A 23,707-nucleotide genomic window follows, 5' to 3' on the forward strand; every position below is an offset into this window, starting at 1 on the left:
CGCATGAAACCGCGATCGCCAGCGAAGGCTAGGCAGAAGGCCGAGCCCGGCACCAAGACAAAACGGCTCGCGCCTGAAGTCCGGCGTGCGCAGATGTTGGACACGGCCGCCAGGATGATCGTGGAGCAGGGCTATCTGCCGCTACCCGTGGAAGAGCTCGCCCGGCAGGTGGGGACGAGCAAAGGGCTGGTCTACGCCTACTTCCCGACGCAGCACGATCTGTTCAATGCCTTGCTGGAACGCGAGATTGGCAGTCTTTTGCTGGGCGGATTGGAGACAGCCTCACAGGTGCAAGACCTCGAGCAGGCCGCCGTTCTGTGCGCGATGCTGTACTTCGAGCACGTCGCTCGCAACGGCCCGCTGTTGAACATCTTGATGACAGATCTTTACATGGCAGGGCACTTGGATGCGGGCGTACGGCAGTCTTGCGACGATATCGCGGCACGACTGACGCGTCTTGCTGCCAGGCAGTTGCCGTGCAGCCCGGAAGAGATCCATGCAGCGATCGAGATGATGGTGGCCATTCCAGACGAGGCCGGCCGGCTGGTGTTTCATCGCGAGCTCGATCAGACGACCGCGCGTCAGATCTGTCACGGCCTGATCGAGAGTTGTTTGAAGGCGCTCAGGGCGCCCGAGCAGGTGATCGTTCCCGACTGACCAGATCGCGCGACCCTTGCAGCATCATGCTCAGGCAGAGTCGCTCCGCCGTTTCGACTGGAATACGGCCGTCCGCGACGATCTTGCCGGCACGCAGGCACATCGTCGTCAACACCACGGTCGTGCCGAGCGCCAGTGGCCTGGAGATTCCATAGAGCGAAACAAGCTCCTCTGCATGGGCGTGAAAACTGTCGTGCTGTTCTTTGCGCCGTTCGGCGCGTAGCAGCGCGCGAACTTCGGGATTGCTGAGCAGCGTCTGCAACAGCGCGCCGCGCCGGCCAATATGGCGCAAATAGGTTCGTGTCATTCGGGTGATGCGTTCGTAGTGATCGCGCGAGCGTTGCACATCCTCCTGACGTGCGTCGCGAATGCGCCGGAATTCGCGCCGTGCCAGCTCCACGAACAATTGTTCGCGACTGCCGAAATAGTTGTACGCGAGCGTCTCGCTGATTCCCGCCTCGGAAGCGATCCGCTTCATCGTTGCCGCGTGCACACCGTATTCCATGACGAGTTGCTCGGCGATTCCGATCAGCTGCTCGCGTCGAGCTTCCGGATCCAGACGCGTGCGCACGCGGCGCGATGCGGCCCGCTCGCCAGGGATGATGATGTGCGTCGCCTTGATGTCCGGAGCGATGGGTAGCGGCGGCTTCGGTACTGCCTTGCGCGCTGCCCCCTTGGCCCAATAACCGCGCGGCGGGTAAGGCACCATCAAGCGATTGCAAATCTTTGCTAGTGCGTTACCGCTCAGCGCGAACTCGTCGGCGACCGCGCTGATCGGCTTCGACCAGACACGTCGGTACAGTTCCTTGCGAGTCAACGTAATGGGCTTTTTGCCGCTCATCGGTATGGGAGGCAGGTCGCAGCTGGAGAGCTGCTGAAGCTATCAGGCTGGCTGCCAGTGTCAACCTTGGCAGCTGGCGCAGGGCGCGCCAGCCTCGCGCCGATAGTTGACTATCACACCAGTAATGATTCAAATGGCTCCCAGCACGGCTAGCGCTTTGATTCATGCAGGGGGCACTCATGACTGGCTACGATCGTCGCAGATTTATCGCGTACGCACTTCCGGCGTGTGCAGCGCTCTGTGCTGGCGCGTCGGCGCGTGGGGCCTGCGTCGATCCGGACGAGTTGAGCAGTAGCGCGCAAAGCATGCGCGAGTCGCTCGAATACACCGATGCTGCAGCCGATTCCAAACGAACCTGCAAACACTGCGCATACTTCAAGTTCGTCAACGCCGGCGACAGCTGCGCGCCTTGCGAAGTTTTTGCCACTCCAGTCAGCGCGGCGGGGCATTGCGTGTCCTGGACCAAGCGCGGCTGACGCAACGCTCACGGTGGTTCATCGGGCGTGCCGACAGACCAGCGATGTTTCCAAATGTTCTCGCGAACTCGCCATCGATCATGCATCCAAACTACAGCTTCAGCATTCTCTTGAGCATCGGTCTGTACGCTGCTGCGGGCAGCGTCGTTGCGGATGAGCAGCTCGATCCCCAACCGGTGATCGAAGGTCGCCAGTCCGCGTTGCGTGACATCGGTGCGGCCTTCAAAGGAATCACCGATGAGCTCAGAAAGACGGCGCCGTCGCTGCCGCAGATTCGGCATTACGCACGGCAGATCGATGATCTCGCCAAACAACAGACATTCTGGTTTCCGGCGGGAACCGGGCCGGAAGCAGATATCGAAACTGCGGCGAAGCCGGAGATCTGGCAGCAGCCCGCGCAGTTCAAAGCGGCGCAGACGGCCTTTGGTGAGCAAGTCACAAAACTTGTGAGCGTTGCCGCCGCTGACAATGTTCCCGCAATCAAGAGCCAGTGGCAGGCGCTCGGCAAGACTTGCAAAGGCTGTCACGACAAATTCCGCGAAAAAGACCAGTGATGGCAGCGCCGGCGTCGTGGCCACGCCGTCTGTCTGTCCGCAGCGGCCGCCCTGCGGAATTCCCAGGTTTTGCTGGCTTCGTCAAGAAAGTTCATGGGGTGTCGATGTGCAATTGACGGTCACTCCAATAATGTAATACGGTCGCGACGTGCGCTGTCCTGCTGTGCCGGGGCTGCGCTGCCAGGGGGACGAACGAGTGAGTACGAAGACAGCTTTGGTCTGCGCTTTGCTCGGCGCAACCATGTTTGGCGCCGTCGTGAGTCACGCGGCCACGCCTGCGCCAGGCGCGTCGCTGGAGCCGGCGATGAAAGTCGGTGTGCGTAGAATCACCGAGACGCAATATCGCCATACCATCGCCGATGTATTCGGTCCTGCGATCAAGGTCGAGGCTCGCTTCGAGCCCGAGCGCCGTGAAGACGGACTGCTCGCCTTGGGCAGCGCGATGCTGTCGCTTACGTCGGCCGGCTTCGAGCAATATTTCGCGCTGGCCAGATCCATTGCGGCACAAGTGCTCAGTGAAAAGGGTCGCGAGGTTGCGGTCGCCTGCAAGCCGGTGGATGCGACCAAAGCCGACGATGCGTGTGCTCGCCAATTCATCGCTCACCATGGCGAGCTGCTGTTCCGACGGCCGCTCGCGTCCGCGGAGCTGCAAAGCCGACTGCAAAGCGCAGCGTTCGGCGCGAATCGAGTAAACGACTTCTACGCCGGCCTCGAGCTCGCATTGACGAGTCTGCTGGTGGCGCCCGAGTTTCTGTTCCGGATCGAATCGGCGGAGCCCGAGCCGGCCCATCCGCAGCAGTATCGACTCGACGCCTTCTCCAAGGCGACGCGTTTGTCGTTCCTGCTTTGGGATGCCCCGCCCGATGGTGAGTTGCTCGCGGCGGCGCGCAGTGGGGCGATTCATTCGCAGGTCGAGCTGGACAAACAAATCGAGCGCATGCTCGCGTCGCCAAAGTTTCACGATGGCGCCCGCGCTTTCTTCGCGGACATGTTGCAACTCGACGGGTTCGGCAATCTGGTCAAGGATCCGACCATCTATCCAAAGTTCAACCAATCCGTAGCGGAGTCTGCCCGCGAACAGATGCTCCTGCGCGCGATCGACCTGCTGGTGAGCAAGCAGGGCGATTATCGCGACCTGTTCACTTCGCAGCAGACCTATCTCAATCGTTCGCTCGCGTCGGTGTACCAGGTTCCGTATGCATCCAAGGCGGAGTGGGCGACGTATCAGTTTCCGCAGGACTCAGAGCGTTCCGGCATCCTGACCGACATTGGCTTTCTCTCGTTGCATGCTCATCCAGGCACTTCCTCGCCAACCCGGCGCGGCATCAAAGTGCTGGAAGTCTTCATGTGTCAGGCGACGCCGCAGCCGCCGGCAAACGTCGATTTCTCGAAAGTTCAGGACAGCACGCAAGGCACGGTGCGAGGGCGTCTGCTCGATCACATGGAGAACGAGGGTTGTTCGGGCTGTCATCGCCGCACCGATCCGCTGGGCCTCGCGCTCGAGCATTTCGATGGTCTCGGACAGTTGCGCACGATGGAGAACGGCGCGCTCATCGATGTGAGTGCGCAGCTCAAGGACGTGACGATCGAAGGGGCGCGCGGCGTCGGAGAGTATTTGCGCAATGAGCCACGGGTGCCTGCCTGTCTGGTGCGCAATGTGTATTCGTATGGCGTGGGCGAGAAGACCTATGGCCGTGACAGGGCCTACCTCGCAGCGCAGACGGAAGCATTCATCGCGAGCGGCTACCGCTTTGCGGCGCTGGTGCAGCGTATCGCATCGAGCCCGGAGTTCTTCAAAGTCGTCGCCCCGAAGGCAAAGTCTCCAGCGCCGGTTGCCGAAGCAACCGTGACACAGCTGCAATCCACGGCGGAGTAACCTGATGAAACTGCGTTTCGATCGTCGCTCTGTTCTGAAGGGCATGCTCGCCGGCTCGGCGGTCTATGTTGGGCTGCCCATGCTCGACGCATTTCTCAATACGAACGGCACCGCGTTCGCCAGTGGTGCGCCCCTGCCCGTGAGATTCGGTACTTACTTCTGGGGGCTGGGACTTACCGATACGCCTGCCGGGGGCACGCGTTGGGTGCCGGCCAAGCTGGGACCGGGCTACGAACTCATGCCAGAGCTGGAGGCAATCGCGCCGCTCAAGGACAAGGTTTCAGTGTTCTCCGGATTCCGTGTGATCGGAGACGGACGAGCCAATCTCGTGCACTGGACCGGTCATGCGTCGATTCTGTCGGGCGTGGCGCCTGCGTCGGCCAGCAAGTTCGACGCTCCGTCGTTCGACACGAGGGTTGCCGACGCGATCGGCACGTCCACTCGCTTCAAATCGATCGACGTCGATGCTTCCGTCTCGCGTCAGCCAGTGAGCTACTCCACGCGCACGGGCTCGACTTTCGCCTCTCCGGATGCAACGCCACTCGCTCTGTACACGCGCTTGTTCGGGCAGGGCTTTCAGGATCCCAACAGCGACCATTGGCAGCCGGATCCTTCGATCATGCTGCGCCAGAGCGTGCTGTCCGCCGTCACGGAGCAGCGCCAGGCGTTGCTGAAGGGACTGGGCAAGGACGACCAGATGAAAATGGATCAGTACTTCAGCTCCGTGCGTGACATGGAAAATCAGCTGGCCGTGCAGTTGCAGAAGCCGGAGAAGCGCGCAGCCTGTGTGCTGCCGCAAGCGCCGAAGGATCCTGCGCGGATCTCGTCGGTCGACGTCGTGAATGCAAACACCAAGGTGATGGCGAAGCTGCTGGCGATGGGACTCGCCTGCAACCAATCGCGGGTGTTCACCTTCGTGCATACCTCGGGTGCCTCGGAGACTTACTTGCCCGGCCAGAGCAAGATCTATCACCAGATCACGCACGACGAGCCGACCGATGCCCGGCTCGGCTATCAGCCCGAGACGACCAGGCTTGCGGGCGAAGTCATGAAGGGACTCGGTGCGTTCCTCACCGAGCTCGACGCAATCAAGGAGGGCGCCGGCACGCTGCTCGACAACTCGATCGTGCTGGCCTTCAGCGACACCGGCTACGCGAAGATTCACGCCATCGAGAACATTCCGATGTTCCTCGCGGGTCGCGCCGGCGGACGGCACAAGGCTGGACAACACATCGCCGGCAAGGGCGATTCGGTCACGCGGGTTTCGCTCACCGCCATGCAACTCGCCGGCGCTCCCATCGGCGAGTTCGGCGTCGGGTCGATGAAAACCACCAATCCAGTTGGCGATGTCATCGCGTGAGGGTGCTTGGCATGACGAGGATCGGTCGAGCGTGCGTTGTCGTGGCTGCACTGGCGCTGCCTGGCGTCGCGACGGCGGCATGGATGAAAAGCTACGTCGTCGAGTGGAACGAGCCGGCGATGTATTACGGCGCGAACAGCGGCGTCATCGATCCCGGCACGGATTGCCCCAAGGGCACCAATCCCGAGATCAATTGGGTGCAGGTGCTGATGGACGCAGGCTACACGCGTGAGGAGGCGGAGTGGTTGCGCAATCCCGCCAATCCGACCCGCAGTCCGGTGCATGGTCAGAATCAACTGGCGTTTCGTGGCAAGAATCGAGCAAACGTCTATGTGAATCCGACCTCGACAGCCGATCCAGGCCTGGTTGGCGTCAGCGGTGCGCTCGCCGAAGGCATCGATCTGGATGGCAATCCGAACACGGGTTTCACCGGCCCCGCGGGAGAGGCGGGCATCGACAACAACTTCTACAAGACGGTCGGTTGCTGGAAGACCTATCGCGGCCCGCACCGGCTGTCGAGCGGCGCGCTGCAGTTCAACGATTCCATGCGTAACGGCGCGTGGACCACAGTCATCGTCGTCACAGGCCAAGGTCAGGACCCGATGAATGACGAGCAGGTCACCGTCGGCTTCTATGTCAGCAACGACAAGATGGTGAAGGATGGCAACGGCAACATCGCCCGCGATTACACTTTTAGCATCAAGCCGCATGGAAAGTATGAGGCGATCTTCCCGGCGCGCGCCAAGAGCGGCGTGATCACATCGACCAAGCCGGTGACGGGTGCACTGCGCGAGCCTGCTTATTGGCCCGATCTGGAGCTGGAGCGTGCCCAGATCAAGCTGACGATGAAAGCCGATGGTTCGCTGACTGGCTACGTGGGTGGCTATCGTCCCTGGGAGGACGTTTATAGAGGTTGGGTGAACGCGCGCGGCCCGGTCATCGAAGCGCTCACCTGGGTGCAGCTGCCTGGCGTTTACTATGCCCTGCGTCGCAATGCTGATTACAGTCCAAGCGGCTCGAAGGGCAAGAAGACTCACATTTCGTACGCGTTGCGCGTCGATGCACTGCCGGCGTTCGTGATGACGCCCGATGCGACCGAACAGGTCGCTGCCGTGCAATCGTACAAATCGCTCGCGCCGCCGGAACGCGCGAGCATGGCGAAGGTGTTCTCCCAAGTCGTCGACGGTCTGTTCATCGATCCGAAGGCGCAACAGCAGGCTGGTCCGAACGCCGTCATCTTGCCGCCGGCGAACATCGCGACTGTGGGGAAGTAAACGATGCGAGCCACATCTCACATAGTGGTCGCCGTACTCGCGCTCGCTGCCGCGCCGGTGCTCGCGGAGGGTATAGCGTCAGCAACCGTGCCTGAGGACGTGAAACCCATCCGCGTCTCCGGCCTCGGCATCCGAGTGAGCGACCTGGAGCGCTCGAAGCAGTTCTATACCGAAATTCTTGGTCTGAAGGTCGCAGCAAAAGTGCCCGCGCAAGGCGAGCCCCATGAGTACTTGCTCGGCCTGACCGGCAACATTCGCGAGGACACGCTGATCGTGATTCGCAAGGGCGAGGTCAAGCCTGGCGCCACCGAGTTCGGCTCGATCACCATCGTCGTTCCGAATGGCCGCGCCATGGCCGAGCGGGTCGTTGCGGCTGGTTATCAGAACGCGCGTCCGCTGGTGGACGGAACCAACTTCGTGCGCGATCCAGACGGTTATCTGATCGAGTTGTATCAGCGACCTGCGACACGGCGACCCTAGCCGATTTCACCTGGCAAACCAGCACTGGGAGCCTTGGTCACGTCTGAATCAGTAGTGGTGAGAACGTCAATAAAGCGTGCAGCGACGCGTCGCCTGCAAGTCGTCAGTCCATGGGGGAAACATGAAATCAAAAATTGCCATCGGCACCCTGATCGGTGTCACGAGCGGCGTCTTCAGCATCTGCGCGCAGGCTCAGGAAGCCAGGGCGCTGGAGGAAATCATAGTCACGGCCCAGAAGCGGGCGGAAAGCATCCAGGACGTGCCGATCGCAGTGTCGGCGTTTTCGGCGGAGGCGCTGCAAGAGCAGCGGCTCGACGGCGCCTACAACCTGCAGAACGCCGTTCCCAATCTGGTTTTCTCCGGCGGCACCGGCTCGACGCCGAACTTCAATATTCGTGGCGTTGGCTCCGCGAACGGCACCGGCTCGACGGGCGATTCCGGCGTACTGCCCCATCATAACAACGTACCGTTGACGGTGAGCCGCATCGGCGTCGCGGACTTTTATGACGTGGAACGCATTGAAGTCCTGCGCGGTCCGCAAGGCACCTTGTACGGTCGAAATGCGACCGGCGGTGTGCTGAACGTCATCACCGCCAAGCCGGAGCTGACGCAATTCACTGCCTCGACCTCGCTCGAGTATGCGGACTACGACACTCGCAAGGCGAAGGGCCACATCAACATCCCGATGGGAGATAAATTCGGTCTGCGTCTGGCCGGTAATTATCTGCAGCGCGACGGCTACACCGAGAACATCGCAACGGGCAATGACATCGATTCGCGCGACTTATGGTCGGCGCGAGCGACACTCGCATTCGAGCCGACAGATAACTTCCGCGCGTATGTGCTCTACGAGCGCTTCGAAGAGGACGACTCGCGCAACGGCGGAGGAAGGACGTTGTGCATAAAAGATTCCGGGCCGACCGCGGTCGGGTCGACGCCGATCAACAGCGCCGTTGCTCGCAACTACTTGAGCCGTGGTTGCTTGCAGGGCTCCATCTATCAGCCCGCGGCGTTTGGCACGGTAAACAGTGTGGCGACGTTCGGCGGCATGTTCTCGAACGTGCTCGGTCTGACGACCGGCGATACCTTCGCGGGGCAGATGAACGATCCTGACCTGCGTCGCTCCACTGCGTATCGCGATCCGAGTTACGACGCGACGAACGACTTGCTCGAGCTCGAAACGCAGTGGGATATCGTCGATGGGTTGACGCTGTCCTTCCTGGCGTCGTACACGAGCGATGAGGCGCTCTCGGCCAGTGGCAGTCAACAGTCCGAGATCGGATTCAACAACACTGCGGTGACCCCGGGCGGCGTGTTCAACGATCCCCAGGGCGGCCCGGGCACGGGCGTGCGCACGCTCGTCTATTCGACCAACGACGACATTCAACGCACCGGCGAGCTGCGCCTGCAATCGAGCTTGGATGGTGCGGTTAACTTCAACGTCGGTGTGTTCGCGCTGAATCTGCACCGCTCGACCACGACATTCACGTCGACCAACGCCACGAATGCGTTTCATCGAGCGTCGGGCAACACGAGCTTCTACGATCCGACGCCGGGTATTCCCGTGAGTGGGCTCGGTCACAACTACTTCTTTGTGTACACCCCATACCAGCTCGAATCGCAAGCAGTGTTTGGCGAGCTGTATTGGGACTGGACCGATGCGCTCAAACTGACCGTCGGGGCCCGCTACACCGAAGACGAGAAGAGCCGAGTGTATTACCCGGTCAATCTGCTGGCGCCCGCCGGAGAGGGCGGAGTCGTCGGAGCGCCGGGCTGGAACGAGAGCCGGGTGCTTGCAGAAAAGCTCGAATCGAATGCCACGACGGGGCGCGTGACTCTGGACTGGGCTGCCAGCGCCGACACGCTCCTCTATTTGACATTGAGCCGAGGTTACAAGGCCGGTGGATTCAACACCCCGACCACGCTGGGATCGGCAGCGCCCTATGATCCGGAGACCGTCGATGCCGTGGAGATCGGCGCCAAGAACTCGCTGTTCGACGGCCGCGTGATGCTCAACGTCACCGGGTTCATGTATGACTATCGAGACTATCAGTTCAGCAAGCTCGATGGCTTCGCGAGCCTGGTCGACAATCTCGATGCGAAGGTTCGCGGCATCGAGATCGAGGCCGTCTGGTCGCCGATCGATGCGCTGCGCCTGAATGCCCAGATCGGTTATCTCGACAGCAAGATCACCGCAGGCAGCTCGGTGGATCCATTCGATCGTACGCAGGGCGATCCGTCGTTACATTACGCGAAGTCGCTCGAAGGCGGCTGCGTCGTGAATCGGGCCGCACTGGAACGCGTGATCGCCGCAGTCAATGCAGGAACGCTGCCTGCAGCAGCACTCGCCCCGTTGCCGGGTGCTGGACTGTGTGGATCCGCGGCGTTGAATACGAGCTTCGGTCTCAATCGCAGTGCTGGCGTGCCGGTCGACCTGGCGGGCAATCAACTGCCCGGTGCGCCCGAATGGACTGCGGCAGTGGGCGCTCAGTACACGCTGGCGCTTAGTGCAGATTGGGAAGCGACGCTGCGCGTCGATTACTACCGTCAGGCGGAATCTTATGCGTCTCACTTCAACACGCCGGATTACGCGCTGAAGAGCTGGGACAACTACAACGCAAGTCTGCTGTTCCGTAACCGCGCCTGGGATCTGGATGTGCAGGTGTACGGCAAGAATCTCGCCGACGATGACGTCATCGTTGGCCTGGAGGTGCAGTCCGAGCAGGTCGGCCTGACGCGCAACGTGCAACTGCTCGAGCCCCGTTTGATTGGCGTGGCGATCACCAAGCGCTGGTGAGCAGGGGAGAAGTGCAAACAATGTTCGAAGATCTGTTCTCACTCCGAGATCGAGTGGCCTTGATCACCGGCGGCTCGCGTGGCATCGGCAAGATGATCGCGAAGGGATTCATTGCCTATGGCGCGCGTGTATATATCAGCTCGCGCAAGGCGGATGCTTGCGAGGCTACCGCACGTGAGCTGTCGAGTGGCGGAGGCTTCTGCGAAGCCTTGCCCATCGATGCGTCGACGAAGGAGGGCGTGGCCGCATTGGCGCACGCGTTCGCGATGCGCGAACCAAAACTGGATGTGCTCGTCAACAATGCTGGCGCCGCCTGGCTGGCCGAGTTCGATGAATTCCCTGAGAAGGGCTGGGACAAGGTCGTCGATCTGAACATGAAGACTCCGTTCTTCCTGACGCAAGCGCTGGCTACGCAACTGCGCGCGGCGGCGAGCCGCGACCGGCCTTCCAAGGTCATCAACATCGCATCGATCGACGGGATCACTCTGAATCCGCAGGAGACCTACTCATACGCAGCCAGTAAAGCAGGCTTGATCCATCTCACGAAGCGCATGGCTGCGCGCTTGGCTCGCGAGAACATCGTCGTCTCCACGATCGCACCGGGAGCCTTTGCGTCCGAGATGAACACCGGTGCCCGCGATCACGGCGATGAAGTAGCGAAGCGCATTCCTCTAGGACGCATCGGTACAGAAGAGGACATGGCGGGCGCGGCAATCTTTCTTGCGTCGAGGGCCGGCGACTACGTCGTCGGATCGACCGTCGCTGTCGATGGCGGTGTGGCCTATTGGCGGCAGGTGTCATAAGAGATCTCAGCAGCGCTAAAAGCTGATGAGGATCCGTAGCCCGGGATGCGCATCTTCCAAACGCAGGTCCGCCTGATGCGCTTTGACGATGGCGTGGACGAGGCTAAGTCCGAGGCCATGCCCCGGTGTCGAGCGGCTGCGCTCCAGCCGAACGAATCGCTCGAGGACGCGAGGCCGATCGGAGGAGGGAATACCGGGGCCGTCATCTTCGACCATGAGCTGCGGGCGGCCGAGTTGCGACTGCAGACACACCTGGATGCAGGTCCCCGGCGGTGTGTGCCGCATGGCATTTTCAACCAGGTTGACCAGAAGCTGTGAGAGCAGCTGGGCGTGCCCATGGATCTCAATGCCGTCGGCGACGGCAGCTTGCAGCTTGCGATTGCCGGCTTCCGCATCAGGGGCGAATGCTTCGACCACTCGACGAGCGAGCTCGCTCAAGTTCACGGGCACGAACGACGCGCGTAGTTCCAAAGATTCGATTTCGGAGATGTCCAGCAGCGCCGAGAATAGTTGCAACGCCTGCTCGCCGATGCGCCTCGCCTGCTCGATCGCGTGGCGATAGTCCGCCGCGTCTTTGCATTCTGCCAGCGCGAGCTCGAGCACTTGCTGCTGACGACCGAGCGGAGTGCGCAGGTCGTGAGCAATATCGGTGGACACCTGGCGCAGATTGAGCAGCAGCTCGGCGTTGCGATCGAGCATTCGATTGAGCGTTCCGGCGAGCACATCCAACTCTCCCGCACTCCGATCGCGAGGCATGCGCTGTTCGAGGTCACCATCGATGATGGCGAGCGCGACGTTGTTGAGTCGCTGGATGCGACGACTGAGCAGCACGCCGAACAACCAGGCGCCGCCTACGCTGATCAGCCCCATAACAGCGCTCGTGCCGAGGGTAATCTTCTTGATGGTTGCGTCGATTTCCTCGACGGGCTCGCGATCGGCCGCGACGACCAGGCGCTCACCGCCTGCCAACACGCTGGTCAAGGCATGCGCACGATGAGTACCGGCTTTGCTCTGTACCGACAACGATTCGGTCCAGCCGGGCTTGGGAACGGCAATCTCCAGTTCTCCGGCGATGCGCATACCGTCGGCAGCCACGAGCAGATAACCCATGCCGTTTGCGGTGTGCTGCCCATCGCGTCGCTCCAGCGCGGCGATGAGTGCGACCACGCCACCGGTTGTATATTCCTGGATGAGCAGCGCCGCTTCATCTGCGATGCGTCGATCGAGCTGGCGCTCCAGTTCCTCGTGCGCTGCGTACCGCGACACGTAACCTGTAGCGATGGTAAAGCCGCAGACGATGATGCTGATCAGCGCGGCCAGACCGAGCGTGCTGCGAGGAATCAGTCGTCGCATGTGCTACGGATCATATAGCCCGCGCCTCGCACGGTGATGATGGCGTCTTGCTCGAAACCCGCATTCAGTTTGGCACGCAGGCGGCTGATATGGGTTTCCACGATGTTGGTCTGAGGATCGAAACTGAATTCCCAGATCTGCTCCAGCAACATCATCTTGGTCATCACTCGATGCGGATTGCGCATCAGCACTTCGAGCATCATCAGCTCGCGTGGCTGCAGATCCAATCGCTTGCCGGCCCGGCGCGCCACGCGTCTACTGAGATCGAGCTCCAGATCCAGCACACGCAAGGTGGTTTGCGGTTCTGCCGCCGCCGGTCGTCGGACAATGACGTTGAGACGCGCGATCAATTCGGCGAGCGCGAACGGCTTTACCAAGTAGTCGTCCGCACCGCTCTCGAGCCCTTCGACACGATCCGCGATCCGGCTCATCGCGGTGAGTAGCAACACCGGTGTACGGTTGCCTCCCGCGCGCAGCATTTTGAGGACGGACAAGCCATCGAGCGATGGCAGCATCCGATCGAGGATGAGGGCGTCGAAGGATTCGCTCATCGACAGCATCAATGCCTGATTGCCGTCGCGTACGGTCGACACGGTGTGTCCAGCCTGAGCCAGGCCTCGACGGATGTACTCCGTCGTGTCCTCGTGGTCCTCGGCAACTAGAATCTTCACGAGCGGGATATTAGCGAAGCGAGGCGACATTTGCGCTAGGTTCGGCTGCATCGCTTTCCCATCCGCCGCCCAATGCGCGCAAAAGTTGTACTTGCAGCTGTGCGATTCGGCCACGGGAGGCCGCGACTTGCAGAGTCAAATTGGCTTGCGTGCGTTGTGCATCCAGCACCAGCAGATAGCTGTCTGCGCCCAGTCGAAATCGAGCCTCGGCGCGGCGCATCGCCTTGTCGCTCTCTTTCAGCGCCGCATCTAGAGATTGTGAGCGGTCTCGCTCCAATCGGTAATCGACGAGAGCTGTCTCAACCTCACGGAGCGCGCGGAGCAGGGCTGCGTCCCACGTCGCAAGAGCAGCGGCCTGCGCTCCTTTGGCCGCCGCGAATTTCTTTTTGCACGAGCCACGCTCTGATTGGGGAAGCTCCAGGTGATCAGTGGGGTGAGAAAGCTGTCAAACCCTCCTGAGATTCGGCCCGCCGAGCCACCGAGCATGATGCGCGGATATAGGTCGGCGGTGGCGACGCCGATGCGGTCGGTTGCGGCAGCGAGCCGGTGTTCGGCTTCGCGAATATCCGGTCGCCGCGAAATCAGCGAAGCACCATCTCCCACTGGCAGTGCTCGCGCAATGAGCGGTGGTGATTCGCAAGCGGGCCGCAAGGGCTCCGCTGCGGCTGGTGTCATTCCCTCCAGTGTGGCGAGTCGGAACAATGCGCGCGATTGATCGGCCTCAAGGGGCGGCACCGCCGCGCGCGCGCTTTCGAGTGCCGCGAGCGACTGAGCTTGTTCGAGCTGGGAAACTTCACCTTCGCCCAATTGATGAGTGACCAACCCCACGCTGCGCTGCTGGATGTTCACCAAGCCGGCAGCGATCTCCCGGGTCGCGGTGGCCGTGCAGTAATCGATGTAGGCCGACACAGTATCTGCAATGACAGCGACCCGCACGGTATCCCGAGCCGCCGTGCTTGCTTCCGTCTCCGCACGGGCTGCTCGTGAAGCAGCGCGCAGGCGACCGAACAGATCGATCTCATACGCCACTGTCGCGCCGAGCTCGTAGCTGGTTTTGAGCACGCTGCTCGTGCTGGGTTGACGATCCGCCCGCTCCGGGCCGGCGCCACTTTCGATGACGGTGGCAGGAAGCTGCGCTGCCTGCGCTAGACGCTGTGAGGATCGGGCGATGTCGAGATTCGCGACGGCTACGCGCAAGTCAGTGTTCGCAGACAGCGCGCGGCGCACATGCGAATCGAGCGCGGGATCATCGAAAAGATTCCACCAATCAGGCGCAGTGGCTTCGGAAGTAACACTGGCTGCGGCAGCACCGATGAACTCGCCCTCGGCACTCACCGAAGGGCGAGGAGGGCCATCCGGGCCGAGCGACATGCAACCTGACAGCGATGCGGCACAGATCAGATAGAAATAGCGAGGCGAGAAATTCATGCCGAGACTCCCGCGACGGAAAGTTCTGACGAATCGTGCTGATGCGGCTTGGCAAAGCGCAGATACAGCGTCGGCATCAGCATCAGATTCAACGCGGTCGAGCTCACCAAGCCGCCGAGAATCACCAGCGCCATGGGATGTTCGATCTCGTGACCGGGCGCATCGCCACGAACGACCAGCGGCAGCAGCGCGAGCGCTGCGCACGAGGCGGTCATCAGGATGGGAATCAAGCGCTCTTCAGCGCCGCGCAAAGTCAGCGCCAGGCCGAAGGTCTGTCCCTCATCGGATTGCAGGTGTCGATAGTGGCTCAGCAGCATGATGCCGTTGCGTGCGGTGATCCCGAGCACGGTTACGAAGCCGACCAGCGCTCCAAGCGACATGACGCCGCCCGACAGCGACACCGCGAGCACACCACCGAGCAGTGCGAACGGCAGGCTCAGGGCGATGAGCGCAACGTGTCTCAGGCAGCGAAACTCGATCCACACCAGCAGCAGAATGCCAGCCAGACACAAGACGCCTAATCCCAGCAGCTGTTGGCGAGAGTCTTGAAGCGCGGCGTACTCACCCAGGAACTCCGGATAGTAGCCACTGCCGAACTCGAGCTCGCGTACGCGCCGCTCCACCTCAGTTGCTACGGCTCCGAGGTCCGCGCCTGCGATATTCATCGTCACATCGATGCGACGTGAGCCGTTCTCTCGCTTGATCTCATTGGCGGCGGGGACGACACGAACGTCGGCGAGATCACCGAGTCGCACTGTCTCGCCACCGCGCGCCACGATCAGCAGATCGCGCAGCGCGTGCAAGTCGTTTCGAATGTGGCTTTCACCCCAGACTGCGACATCGATGCTGCGTTGATCGCGATAGATTTCTCCCGCCTTGGTGCCTTGGATCAGCGTCGCTGCCGCACGCCGGACCTCGCCCGGCGTGAGACCGTAGGCGGCGAGCTGCTCGGGCCTCGGCTTGATCTGGATCTGCGGAATCAGGCTTTGCTGCTCGACCTTCAGATCGGCGACGCCGTGGATGCCGGCGATGGCATTCTTGGCAGACTCGGCGAAGTGCCGCAGTGAGTCCACGTCCGCGCCGTAGATGCGCACTACGAGCGTGGCGCCGGCTCCCGTCAGCACTTCTTTGATACGTTCGCGCAGATAGGTAAGAACGTCGCGATACAGGCCGGGATAGCCGTCGATGACCTTCTGGATGGCCGCGACGCTGGCATCGTAATCCACGCTTTCATCCAGGCTGATCCATAGTTCAGTGAAATTGGGTCCGTAAACTTCATCGCCTGCTTCGGCACGACCGATGTGCGCGCCGAAGTTTCGGACCCCAGGGATTGCTCGCAACTCACTGCTGGCGCGCAGCGTGATGCGGTCCATTGCCTCGATGGACGTGCCAGGCTTCTCGACGAAGTGCATCAGGAAGTCGGTTTCCCGGAAGTTGGGCAGAAACTGATCCTGGAAGCTGGAGTAGCCGACCGCCGCGACCAGCAGGCCGACGACGATCACGCCCATGGCGGCGTGCGGTCGTTGAATGATCCTCGGCAGCAGGTGACTGTAACGACGCTTCAGCGTGCGGGAGAAACCAGTCTCATGACTGGCGGCATGTCCCTTGGGAAGCAGGAACATACAAAGCGCCGGCGTGACCGTGAGCGCGACCAGCAAGGAGCTGGCGATTGCGAGTACGTAGGCGAGGGCGAGCGGACGAAAGAACGATCCGGACACGCCGGTCAGGAACACGATCGGCAGAAACACCAGGATCACGATGAGGCTGGCGAAGAGCACGGCGCCTCGCACTTCGAGCGATGCGCCGAGCACGATTTGAAACGTCGGCAGCGGCGCCGCCGATTGGGCATTCAGTCGCAGCCGACGGCCGATGTTCTCCACGTCGATGATAGCGTCGTCCACGATCTCGCCCAATGCGATGACCAGTCCGGCGATGACCATGGTGTTGATGCCGATGCCAAACTTCGACAGCATCAGGGCCGCGGCGAGCAGCGACAAAGGAATGGCTGTGAGACTGATCAACGCAGCGCGCCAGTCGCGAGTGAAGAGCACCAGCACGGCGGCCACCAGCAGGCAGCCGATGACCATTGCTTCGACAAGATTGTGCAGCGAACGTTCGATGAAGGTCGCTGGACGGAAAATGGTGCTGTCGACTTCGATGTCGGTCAGGGCCGGCTTCAACTCAGCAAGCGCCTGCTCGATGCCGCGCGTCACGTCGAGCGTGTTGCCACCCTGTTGTTTCTCCACGATCAACATGATGCCGGGACGATCGTTGATGATGGCGTTGCCGATTGGCGCGCCGTGACCTTCGGTGATCGTCGCCACGTCTCCCAGGCGAATGGGTGAGCCGCCCGATAGTTTCACGACCGTGCGTGCCAGGTCTTCAGGTGTTTCAAGCGGAGAGAGGTGGCGCACAGCGAGACGCTGGTTGGCGGTATCGACAAAGCCTCCGCCGATGACGAGGGCAGCATCGCCAGCGGCCGCCTCAACCTCACTCAACGTGACACCCGCAGCTCTGAGGCGCGCGGGATCCACCAATACTTGCAGCTGTCGATCGCGCTGTCCCCACACCGCGACGTTGGCAACGCCCGGCACAGCCATGAGACGCGGACGAATCGTCCAGCGCACGGTATCCGACAGCGCAATCTGATCGAGCGTCTGCGAGGTTAGGCCGATCTTCATTGCTCTGCTGGTCGCCGACAACGGCGGCAGCATGACGGGCGGGCGAATGTTTGCGGGTAGTCTCGGCGCGATCACCGCGACTCGTTCCTGGACGAGTTGGCGCGCGCGAATGAGATCCGTACCTTCCGCGAAGATCAGCACGACCGAGGAGAGTCCGAGAACGGATTTCGAACGTAGCGTCGCAAGCCCCGGCACGCCAGTGACCGCAGCTTCCAGCGGTACGGTGACGAGATTCTCGACTTCTTCTGTCGACAAGCCAGGCGCTTCGGTCTGCACCTCGACCATGGGAGGAGCGAACTCCGGAAAGACATCGAGAGATACGCCGCGCGTCGCGTTGACGCCGAGCAGAATCAACACCGCGCTCAGCGCAAGCACGAGCACGCGTTGTTTCAGCGCGTTGGTAACGAGCCAGCTCAACATTGCTTGTCAGCTCCTACTTCGCGCCGAATTCGGTGCCAAAGAGTTCCGCCGCACCGGCGGCGACGACGCGGTCGCCCGGATGGAGTCCTCGTGAGAGAAGCGCAACGCCGTCTTGAACAGCGGCAACTTCGACGCGTCGGCGCTCGTAGGTGTGGTCTGCCGTCGTCACGTACACCCATTCGCCACCGTAGATGTCGAGCAGCACGGCGGAGTGGGGAATCGCGAGTCCTTTGGCCTGGCGATTGGCGGGTAGATTGATGGCGACACGCTGGCCGATGCGAAAGCTCGCACCGGGATTTTTCATTGCATAGTAGAGATCGACGGTGGCCCAAGTAGCGTTCGCAGAAGGTGGGCCAGGTACCGGCTTCGCCGCGGTCTGCTGCTGCCCACCGATGGCGCCCACACGTGCGTCGCCTGCGGATTGCACTCGTATCAGATCGCCGACGGGGACCGACACTCGGATCCAAACATCGGTCATGGTGTTGAGAGCATCGATGGCAGGACCAAACTGCGCGCGTTGTAATTGCGCTGCATGCAAATTCGCTCGGGCGACTGCGAGCGCCGCCAGTGATTCATCTCGCGCACGCACGCTGCCTGCCTCTTCGCGCAATAGTGCCTCGGCCCGATCGGCATTCCTCTGCGCGATCTCGAGATCGGCCCGCGCTCTTCCCAGATCCGCATCTGCCCGAGTTTGGTTCGCAGCCAGGGCGGCAAGATCGCTCGTGGAACTCACCGGCAGGCTGCCGACAGCAGATGGCGCGACGATCTCACCGTGCAGTGAAATCCAGCCTGCAACTGTGTTGTCCGTGGCGCTGGCCAGGTCGATTCCCAAGCGCTGCTCCGCCTCGGGCGTCAGCGTCAGGCGCAAAAGCTCAGTTTCATGAGCGATGAGTGTCGCGGTCGCGGGTGCCGACGCGACCTCGGGGAGGGTGGAGTCACAAGCTGCAAGACACCCGCCCGCAAGCGATATTGCGAGGGCGGCGGAACGCCGGAAGCGATGCATTGAGATTGATTCCGTGGGTACGTGGAGCGGACGACGATACCGGTGGCTGATTCGCGCCGGCTCGCCGTTTCTATACAGATTGCGAAGGTTCGGCCGCGAGAGTTATTGCGCTTTCGAGCCGATGACCTGTCCGTTGGGCAGGCGCACCCAGCCGTCCGCATCGCTCTGAACGCTATTGGTAGATGCCGGTGGGAACACTTGATTGGTCAGATCGACCACTGTGGTCTGCGATGCCTCGATGGCGACGGGAATGTTGATCAATCCGAAGCCGGGGGCGTTTGCGGTCACCGTGTAGTAGCCGACCGGCAACTCGACGCTCGCCGGTGCGCGCCCGGAAGGTGCATTTCGATTGTTCACCGAACGCAGCAGCTTGCCATCCTTGGACGACAGTCGGTAATCGCTGTGTGGTTCATAGTCTGAAGGGTCGGCGCCAGGCCGCTCCGTTTCGGTGTACACGATCAGTGAACCGGTCGCTGCCGTGGGCGCTGTCTGCAGCGGTCCGATGATTTCGGGCACGCTGAAAGGTTGCACCGGCGCGCAGCCCGCGAAGGTCAGCGCCAGGAGAACGACATGCGTGCGGAGGAATGTCATTGCGATGTCACCCAGGGCAGTCAGCTATCGTGATTGGATATCTGACTTCACCGTAGCACCGTTGACGGCCGCGGCTGAGGAAGCTTCGTAAACTGTATAGATGCGTACACCCGGCGGGAAGAGCGGGTGACGCGTAATCCGCCCGAGTAGCGCAGGAGGGAGAATCGCTGCGCTACAAGGGCGGGACGGCTGTTAGAACGACGTCGTGAGGGTGGCGCGGAATGCGCGAGGCGAACCCGGGGTGATGTTGGTGTTGTTGTGGGCGAACTGGTAGTAATCCTTGTCCAGCAGATTCTCGATGTTGACCTGCGCACGAATGCGGTCGCTGAACGTGAAGTAGGCGGCGGCATCCACGCGGGTGAAGCTCGGCAAGGTCACGTTGACTCCGTTTGGCGCCAGATTCTGCGTCGCTGCCAGCAAGTCATCTTTGCGGATGATGCCGAGACCCACGCCCCATGTCGAAGAAAAGTCATATCGATTCCACAACGAGAAGGTGTTCTTCGGCAATGCCGCCAGGCGCGAGCCTTTCAGCACCGTTGCGGATTGGTCGCGAGTCACTTCACCGTCCTGGTAGGCGAACGCACCGATGATGCTCCACTGATCGGTAATGCTGCCCGTGACGCCCAGCTCGATGCCTTGATTACGCTGACCATCGACGAGGATGGAGCGAGTGTCCGGATTGGCGGGATCCGGGATGGCGATATTGGCGCGCTCCAATCGGAACAGCGCGGCGGTCAGCGCGAGGCTGGGGGACGCATCCCACTTCGCGCCGATCTCGTAATTGGTGAATTCTTCTGGATCGAGCGACTCGTTGGTTGCCGACAGCGAGGCGAGTTGATCGCCAGCACGCGGCTGATAAGTCAACCCATAGCTGGCATACAGAGACAAAGTTTCCACAGGCTTGTGGATCAGCGCCAGCCGAGGCGAGAGCAGATTGTCCGTCGAGCTGAACTTTGCGCCGGTGCGATTGTTGGTCAGGTCCACCTTGAAGTTGTCGTAGCGCAGACCCGCAACGATGTTCCATTTGGGGGTCAGCACGATCTCATCCTGGACGTAGAGTGCTGCAATTTTCGCGGTGCTTTCGTTGTCGGCATCCGAGGGCGACTGACGCCAGGTGATTGGCGACGCCGTGCGCGGGTTACTCAATGGAACCTGAGTCGAGGTCGCGTCACCGAAGTAGCCGGTTTCCCGGAAATTCGTGGTCTCCTGCCGGCCGAGCTCGACGCCGGTCAGGAAGTTGTGTTGTACGGCACCCGTGTCGATCGTAAAAATCAGATCGGTCTGATTGAAGGCGTTCTGGCGCTGAGTGTCATTGTTGTATGCGGAAATCTGCACCGTGGTGCCGGCCGCATTGACGGCTCCCGGAAACACGTTCTGATAGAACTTGTCGTAGTCGCCATAGCGAAAGCGGCTGCGCAGCACGGTTGTGTCGCTGAAGCGATGCTCGACCAGTGCATTGGCCATCTTCACCGTCGTTGCGGTGGGTGAGCGGGCCGGGTCGCCGAAGAACGTTTCAGGATCGACATTCAAAGGGCGTCCGAGATAGGACGAAACGCCCCGGTCGGCAACCCGCTCATCGTGGAAGTACTCGACGCCAAAGGTGAGCGTCGTGGCGTCGCTTGCCTGCAGCGTCACGGTCGGGTTGATGCCATATCGCTCCAGCGTGACGCCGTCGCGATAGCTCTCCGAATCCTCGTACATGGCGTTGACGCGAAAGGCGAGTCCAGCGCCGAGGCCCTGGCCCACATCCACTGCCAATCGCTTGTTGTCGTAGGAGCCCGCTTGCAGCGTGATGTCTCGGACCTGTTGACCGTCGGCTTGCTTGCTGACGCGATTGATCAAGCCTCCGACGCCGCCGCGACCGAACAGCATGCCATTCGGACCCTTGAGCACTTCGACCTGTTCGATGTTGTAGAGATCGCGATAGTACTGGACGTCATCGCGCATGCCGTCGAGGAAGAAATCACCGGTCGAGCTGTTGCCTCGAATCACCGGCGTTTCACGGTTGCCTTCACCTTGCGCCATGCCGATGCCAGGGACGTAGGCAACCGCGTCACCGATGCTCTGCATGTTCAGATCGTTCATGGTTTGCCGCGTGACCACGCTGATGGACTGCGGGACGTCGCGTAGCAAGGTGTCCGTCTTCGTCGCAGCGGCGAACGGGGTGCTATAGCTTTCGGCGTCCGCCGTGGCACGTACTTTGGGAAGTACCGTGGGGCTTTCTTCGGCGTGCGCAAGAGCGCTGGCCAAGACTGACGCGACAGCAACAGAGATTAAAGAGTGGCGTAGACGAGTTGGGAGTGACATAGGGATCTCGATTTTCGAACGGCCAGAGGCTGTTGTATAATTGTAACAATAATGATTCGCGTTACGATAGCCGGAGTATTGTCGAATCTTTGGCAAAAGGAACGTGTGGAACGTTCGTATCTATGGGCGTGAGAGGCGCGGTCGACGTCGTCGAGCTGAGTCTGCGTGGTCAGCGCTTGATCGCAAGTAACAACACGCCCGCACCGACCAGAGAGATGCCGGCCCAATCCTTGAGCGCCGGGCGCTCGCCCAGAAATGCGACTGCGAAGATCGCTACCAGGATCACGCTCAACTTGTCGATGGGCGCGACCTTGGCCGCCTCACCCAATTGCAGCGCTCGGAAATAGCAAACCCAGGAAGCTCCGGTGGCCAGCGCCGACAGCACCAGGAAGGTCCAGTTGCGCGCCGAGAATGTGAGCGGGTTGACCCACTGGCCGGTAAAGCGAACGAACATTGCCAGCAGCACCGCGATGATGATGGCGCGAATCAGTGTCGCGATATCTGCATCGATGCCCTCCAGGCCCACTTTCGCAAAGATAGCCGTGAGTGCCGCGAATACCGCGGACAATAGTGCCCAATGCAGCCAGTTCATCTGTCATCCCAGAGTTCTGCGCGGCCGTCGCGCGTTGTGATTGTTATAGCACCGCCAGATGAGCGCGAGCCGGTGTAAGCGATCTTGGGCCAGGGCGGGATTTGACCGACAGCACTCGGCCACGGAAATTACTGTCTCGTTACGGCACTGCCTCAGAGTGAGAATCCAGTTCGAGGCGAACGAATCGACGCCTGTGTGATTTCATGCCGGAGAATTGTCATGGCTTATGAAGCAACCGTAGAGGACTTCCTGGGGCGGCATCACCTCGCACATGAGCTCGTGGAGCACGCACCCACAGGCAGCAGTCTCGAGTCGGCCCGGGCGGCTCATATTCCACCGCAGCGGATTGCCAAAGGCGTGCTATTGAATGCAGACGGTAAATATCTGCTGGCGGTAACGCGGGCCGATTGCAATCTCGACCTGGACGAGTTGCGCAGACAGTTGCAGCTGTCGGTCGAGTTGGCGACTCGTGCTGAGGTGGAGAGCGTGTTCGATGGTTGTGCGCGGGGCGCAGTGCCACCGCTGGGACCCGCTTATGGCATCGAGAGCGTTTGGGACGAGCAGCTCATGTCGGAGCCGGAGCTGTACTTCGAACTCGGCGACCACAGACACCTGGTACACGTACGCACCAGGGACTACCTGGCACTCCTCGACAACGAGCGCCACGGCTTGTTCAGCGAGCCCACGATGTCGAGCATCGGCCTGTGGGGAACGGCGTGACGATGAGTCAGCCGGCGGCTCTGAGCCTGGGACGAATGTTGCGCAGAATGACCGTATGGCCGTGCCCGGAGCGCTCGTAATCGTAGTCGCTCAGCGCCGATTCGAGCGCTGCCGTGCAGCCTGGACGATAGCGATCGTGCAGTTCGATCAATAGATTGCGGACTCTGCTCAGCCAGTCGGCGCTGTGGCTCAACACTTCCAGCTCCGCGCCTTCGATGTCCATCTTGAGAATGTCGATGTGATCGACGCCATGCAGTTGCATGACGTCGGCGATCGACACTGCTCGGATGTCGGTCGGCTCGTCGGACTCGACGACGCGATAGCTCCAGGTCGCCGCTTCCGGATTCTCGATTGCCAGCCACGTGCTGCGGCTCCACAGTCCCGCGCGCATCGGCCGGACTCGAGGATAGGCCCTGACGTTCTTGCACAGGACGTCGAAGTTGTTCGCGTCCGGCTCGATCGCGATCACCGCTGCGCCGTGAAATCTCTCGGCAAAGAACACGCTGGCCAAACCGATGTGCGCTCCGGCATCGAGGATGACGCTCGGAGCGGCAACGTCAATGTCGTATTCACGCGCCACGAACACTTCGTCGAATACGCTCTGGTCAGCCGTGCCCGGGCGAATGGCGAGTGCATGGCGGGTTTCGGCCTCGGCCGCCGAGATGAAGCAAATGTCCGGATGCAGCAGCAAGGCGACATAGCCGGTGAGGGCGCGCAGTATTCCGAAGCGGACGCGATACCAGCTCAGCCAGGACCACTGCGAGCGGCTTATCAGTCTGCGAGCGATGCGCTTGAGCACTGCTGGATGGGTCTATGAGAGGTT

19 protein-coding genes and 1 pseudogene are annotated in these 23,707 nt (G+C 61.4%); 9 read left to right on the forward strand and 11 right to left on the reverse strand.

Annotation, left to right across the window (positions count from 1 at the left end; all coding sequences use genetic code 11):
- Positions 1 to 3: 3 nt before the first annotated feature.
- A complete protein-coding gene (locus D0550_RS14020; RefSeq protein WP_116809814.1) occupies positions 4 to 657 on the forward strand; it encodes a TetR/AcrR family transcriptional regulator in 654 nt (217 codons plus the stop codon).
- Here the strand turns inward: D0550_RS14020 and D0550_RS14025 are convergent.
- Positions 623 to 1,498, reverse strand: coding sequence for a TetR/AcrR family transcriptional regulator (locus tag D0550_RS14025; RefSeq protein ID WP_116809815.1), 876 nt, complete (start codon positions 1,496 to 1,498; stop codon positions 623 to 625). The genes D0550_RS14020 and D0550_RS14025 overlap by 35 nt on opposite strands.
- A 520-nt stretch (positions 1,499 to 2,018) precedes the next feature.
- Between D0550_RS14025 and D0550_RS14035 the strand changes: the two genes are divergently transcribed.
- The 7 genes from D0550_RS14035 (at position 2,019) to D0550_RS14065 (ending at position 11,118) form a co-directional block, all read left to right on the forward strand.
- Positions 2,019 to 2,528 carry a c-type cytochrome gene (locus D0550_RS14035; protein WP_116809817.1) on the forward strand — a complete coding sequence of 170 codons (510 nt, stop codon included), beginning with the start codon at positions 2,019 to 2,021 and terminating at the stop codon, positions 2,526 to 2,528.
- A gap of 196 nt (positions 2,529 to 2,724) precedes the next feature.
- The gene (locus D0550_RS14040; protein WP_153067166.1) at positions 2,725 to 4,404 is read left to right on the forward strand and encodes a DUF1592 domain-containing protein; all 1,680 of its coding nucleotides are present in this window, start codon (positions 2,725 to 2,727) and stop codon (positions 4,402 to 4,404) included.
- 4 nt (positions 4,405 to 4,408) lie between these two features.
- Positions 4,409 to 5,764 (forward strand): DUF1552 domain-containing protein, encoded by a 1,356-nt coding sequence (locus D0550_RS14045; protein WP_116809819.1) that lies wholly within the window; start codon positions 4,409 to 4,411, stop codon positions 5,762 to 5,764.
- Between the two features lie 11 nt (positions 5,765 to 5,775).
- Entirely contained in the window at positions 5,776 to 7,038 is a 1,263-nt protein-coding gene (locus tag D0550_RS14050; protein ID WP_116809820.1) for a hypothetical protein, read from the forward strand.
- A 3-nt stretch (positions 7,039 to 7,041) separates the two neighbouring features.
- The gene (locus D0550_RS14055; RefSeq protein ID WP_116809821.1) at positions 7,042 to 7,518 is read left to right on the forward strand and encodes a VOC family protein; all 477 of its coding nucleotides are present in this window, start codon (positions 7,042 to 7,044) and stop codon (positions 7,516 to 7,518) included.
- Positions 7,519 to 7,639: 121 nt separating this feature from the next.
- Positions 7,640 to 10,315 (forward strand): TonB-dependent receptor, encoded by a 2,676-nt coding sequence (locus D0550_RS14060; protein WP_116809822.1) that lies wholly within the window; start codon positions 7,640 to 7,642, stop codon positions 10,313 to 10,315.
- Positions 10,316 to 10,335: 20 nt separating this feature from the next.
- On the forward strand, positions 10,336 to 11,118 hold the full coding sequence (locus D0550_RS14065; protein WP_116809823.1) for an SDR family oxidoreductase: 783 nt from the start codon (positions 10,336 to 10,338) through the stop codon (positions 11,116 to 11,118).
- A 15-nt stretch (positions 11,119 to 11,133) separates the two neighbouring features.
- Here the strand turns inward: D0550_RS14065 and D0550_RS14070 are convergent, their stop codons facing one another.
- From D0550_RS14070 to D0550_RS14110, 9 genes and pseudogenes are all read right to left on the reverse strand, one after another.
- A complete protein-coding gene (locus D0550_RS14070) occupies positions 11,134 to 12,471 on the reverse strand; it encodes a HAMP domain-containing sensor histidine kinase (RefSeq protein WP_116809824.1) in 1,338 nt (445 codons plus the stop codon).
- Positions 12,459 to 13,142, reverse strand: a complete 684-nt coding sequence (locus D0550_RS14075) for a response regulator transcription factor (protein ID WP_116809825.1) — start codon at positions 13,140 to 13,142, stop codon at positions 12,459 to 12,461. Before D0550_RS14075 ends, D0550_RS14070 begins: the two co-directional genes overlap by 13 nt.
- Before the next feature lie 10 nt (positions 13,143 to 13,152).
- Positions 13,153 to 13,563, reverse strand: coding sequence for a TolC family protein (locus D0550_RS37140; protein ID WP_116809826.1), 411 nt, complete (start codon positions 13,561 to 13,563; stop codon positions 13,153 to 13,155).
- An 83-nt stretch (positions 13,564 to 13,646) separates the two neighbouring features.
- Positions 13,647 to 14,570, reverse strand: a pseudogene (locus D0550_RS14085) (TolC family protein); the annotation flags it as partial.
- A complete protein-coding gene (locus D0550_RS14090) occupies positions 14,567 to 17,671 on the reverse strand; it encodes an efflux RND transporter permease subunit (protein ID WP_116809828.1) in 3,105 nt (1,034 codons plus the stop codon). The gene D0550_RS14090 and the pseudogene D0550_RS14085, both read right to left, overlap by 4 nt.
- Before the next feature lie 13 nt (positions 17,672 to 17,684).
- Positions 17,685 to 18,503 (reverse strand): efflux RND transporter periplasmic adaptor subunit, encoded by an 819-nt coding sequence (locus tag D0550_RS14095; RefSeq protein WP_153067167.1) that lies wholly within the window; start codon positions 18,501 to 18,503, stop codon positions 17,685 to 17,687.
- Positions 18,504 to 18,776: 273 nt separating this feature from the next.
- Entirely contained in the window at positions 18,777 to 19,265 is a 489-nt protein-coding gene (locus D0550_RS14100; protein ID WP_116809830.1) for a PEGA domain-containing protein, read from the reverse strand.
- A 192-nt stretch (positions 19,266 to 19,457) separates the two neighbouring features.
- Positions 19,458 to 21,515 carry a TonB-dependent receptor gene (locus D0550_RS14105; RefSeq protein ID WP_206606278.1) on the reverse strand — a complete coding sequence of 686 codons (2,058 nt, stop codon included), beginning with the start codon at positions 21,513 to 21,515 and terminating at the stop codon, positions 19,458 to 19,460.
- 226 nt (positions 21,516 to 21,741) lie between these two features.
- Positions 21,742 to 22,164, reverse strand: a complete 423-nt coding sequence (locus D0550_RS14110) for an EamA family transporter (RefSeq protein WP_116809832.1) — start codon at positions 22,162 to 22,164, stop codon at positions 21,742 to 21,744.
- A 219-nt stretch (positions 22,165 to 22,383) separates the two neighbouring features.
- On the opposite strand from D0550_RS14110, the gene D0550_RS14115 reads away from it, so the two are divergent.
- The gene (locus D0550_RS14115) at positions 22,384 to 22,884 is read left to right on the forward strand and encodes an aminoacyl-tRNA deacylase (protein ID WP_116809833.1); all 501 of its coding nucleotides are present in this window, start codon (positions 22,384 to 22,386) and stop codon (positions 22,882 to 22,884) included.
- Between the two features lie 7 nt (positions 22,885 to 22,891).
- On the opposite strand, the gene D0550_RS14120 is transcribed toward D0550_RS14115, so the two are convergent.
- Positions 22,892 to 23,683 carry an FkbM family methyltransferase gene (locus D0550_RS14120; RefSeq protein ID WP_116809834.1) on the reverse strand — a complete coding sequence of 264 codons (792 nt, stop codon included), beginning with the start codon at positions 23,681 to 23,683 and terminating at the stop codon, positions 22,892 to 22,894.
- Between the last annotated feature and the right edge of the window lie 24 nt (positions 23,684 to 23,707).

The sequence above is a fragment of the Steroidobacter cummioxidans genome, assembly GCF_003104955.1.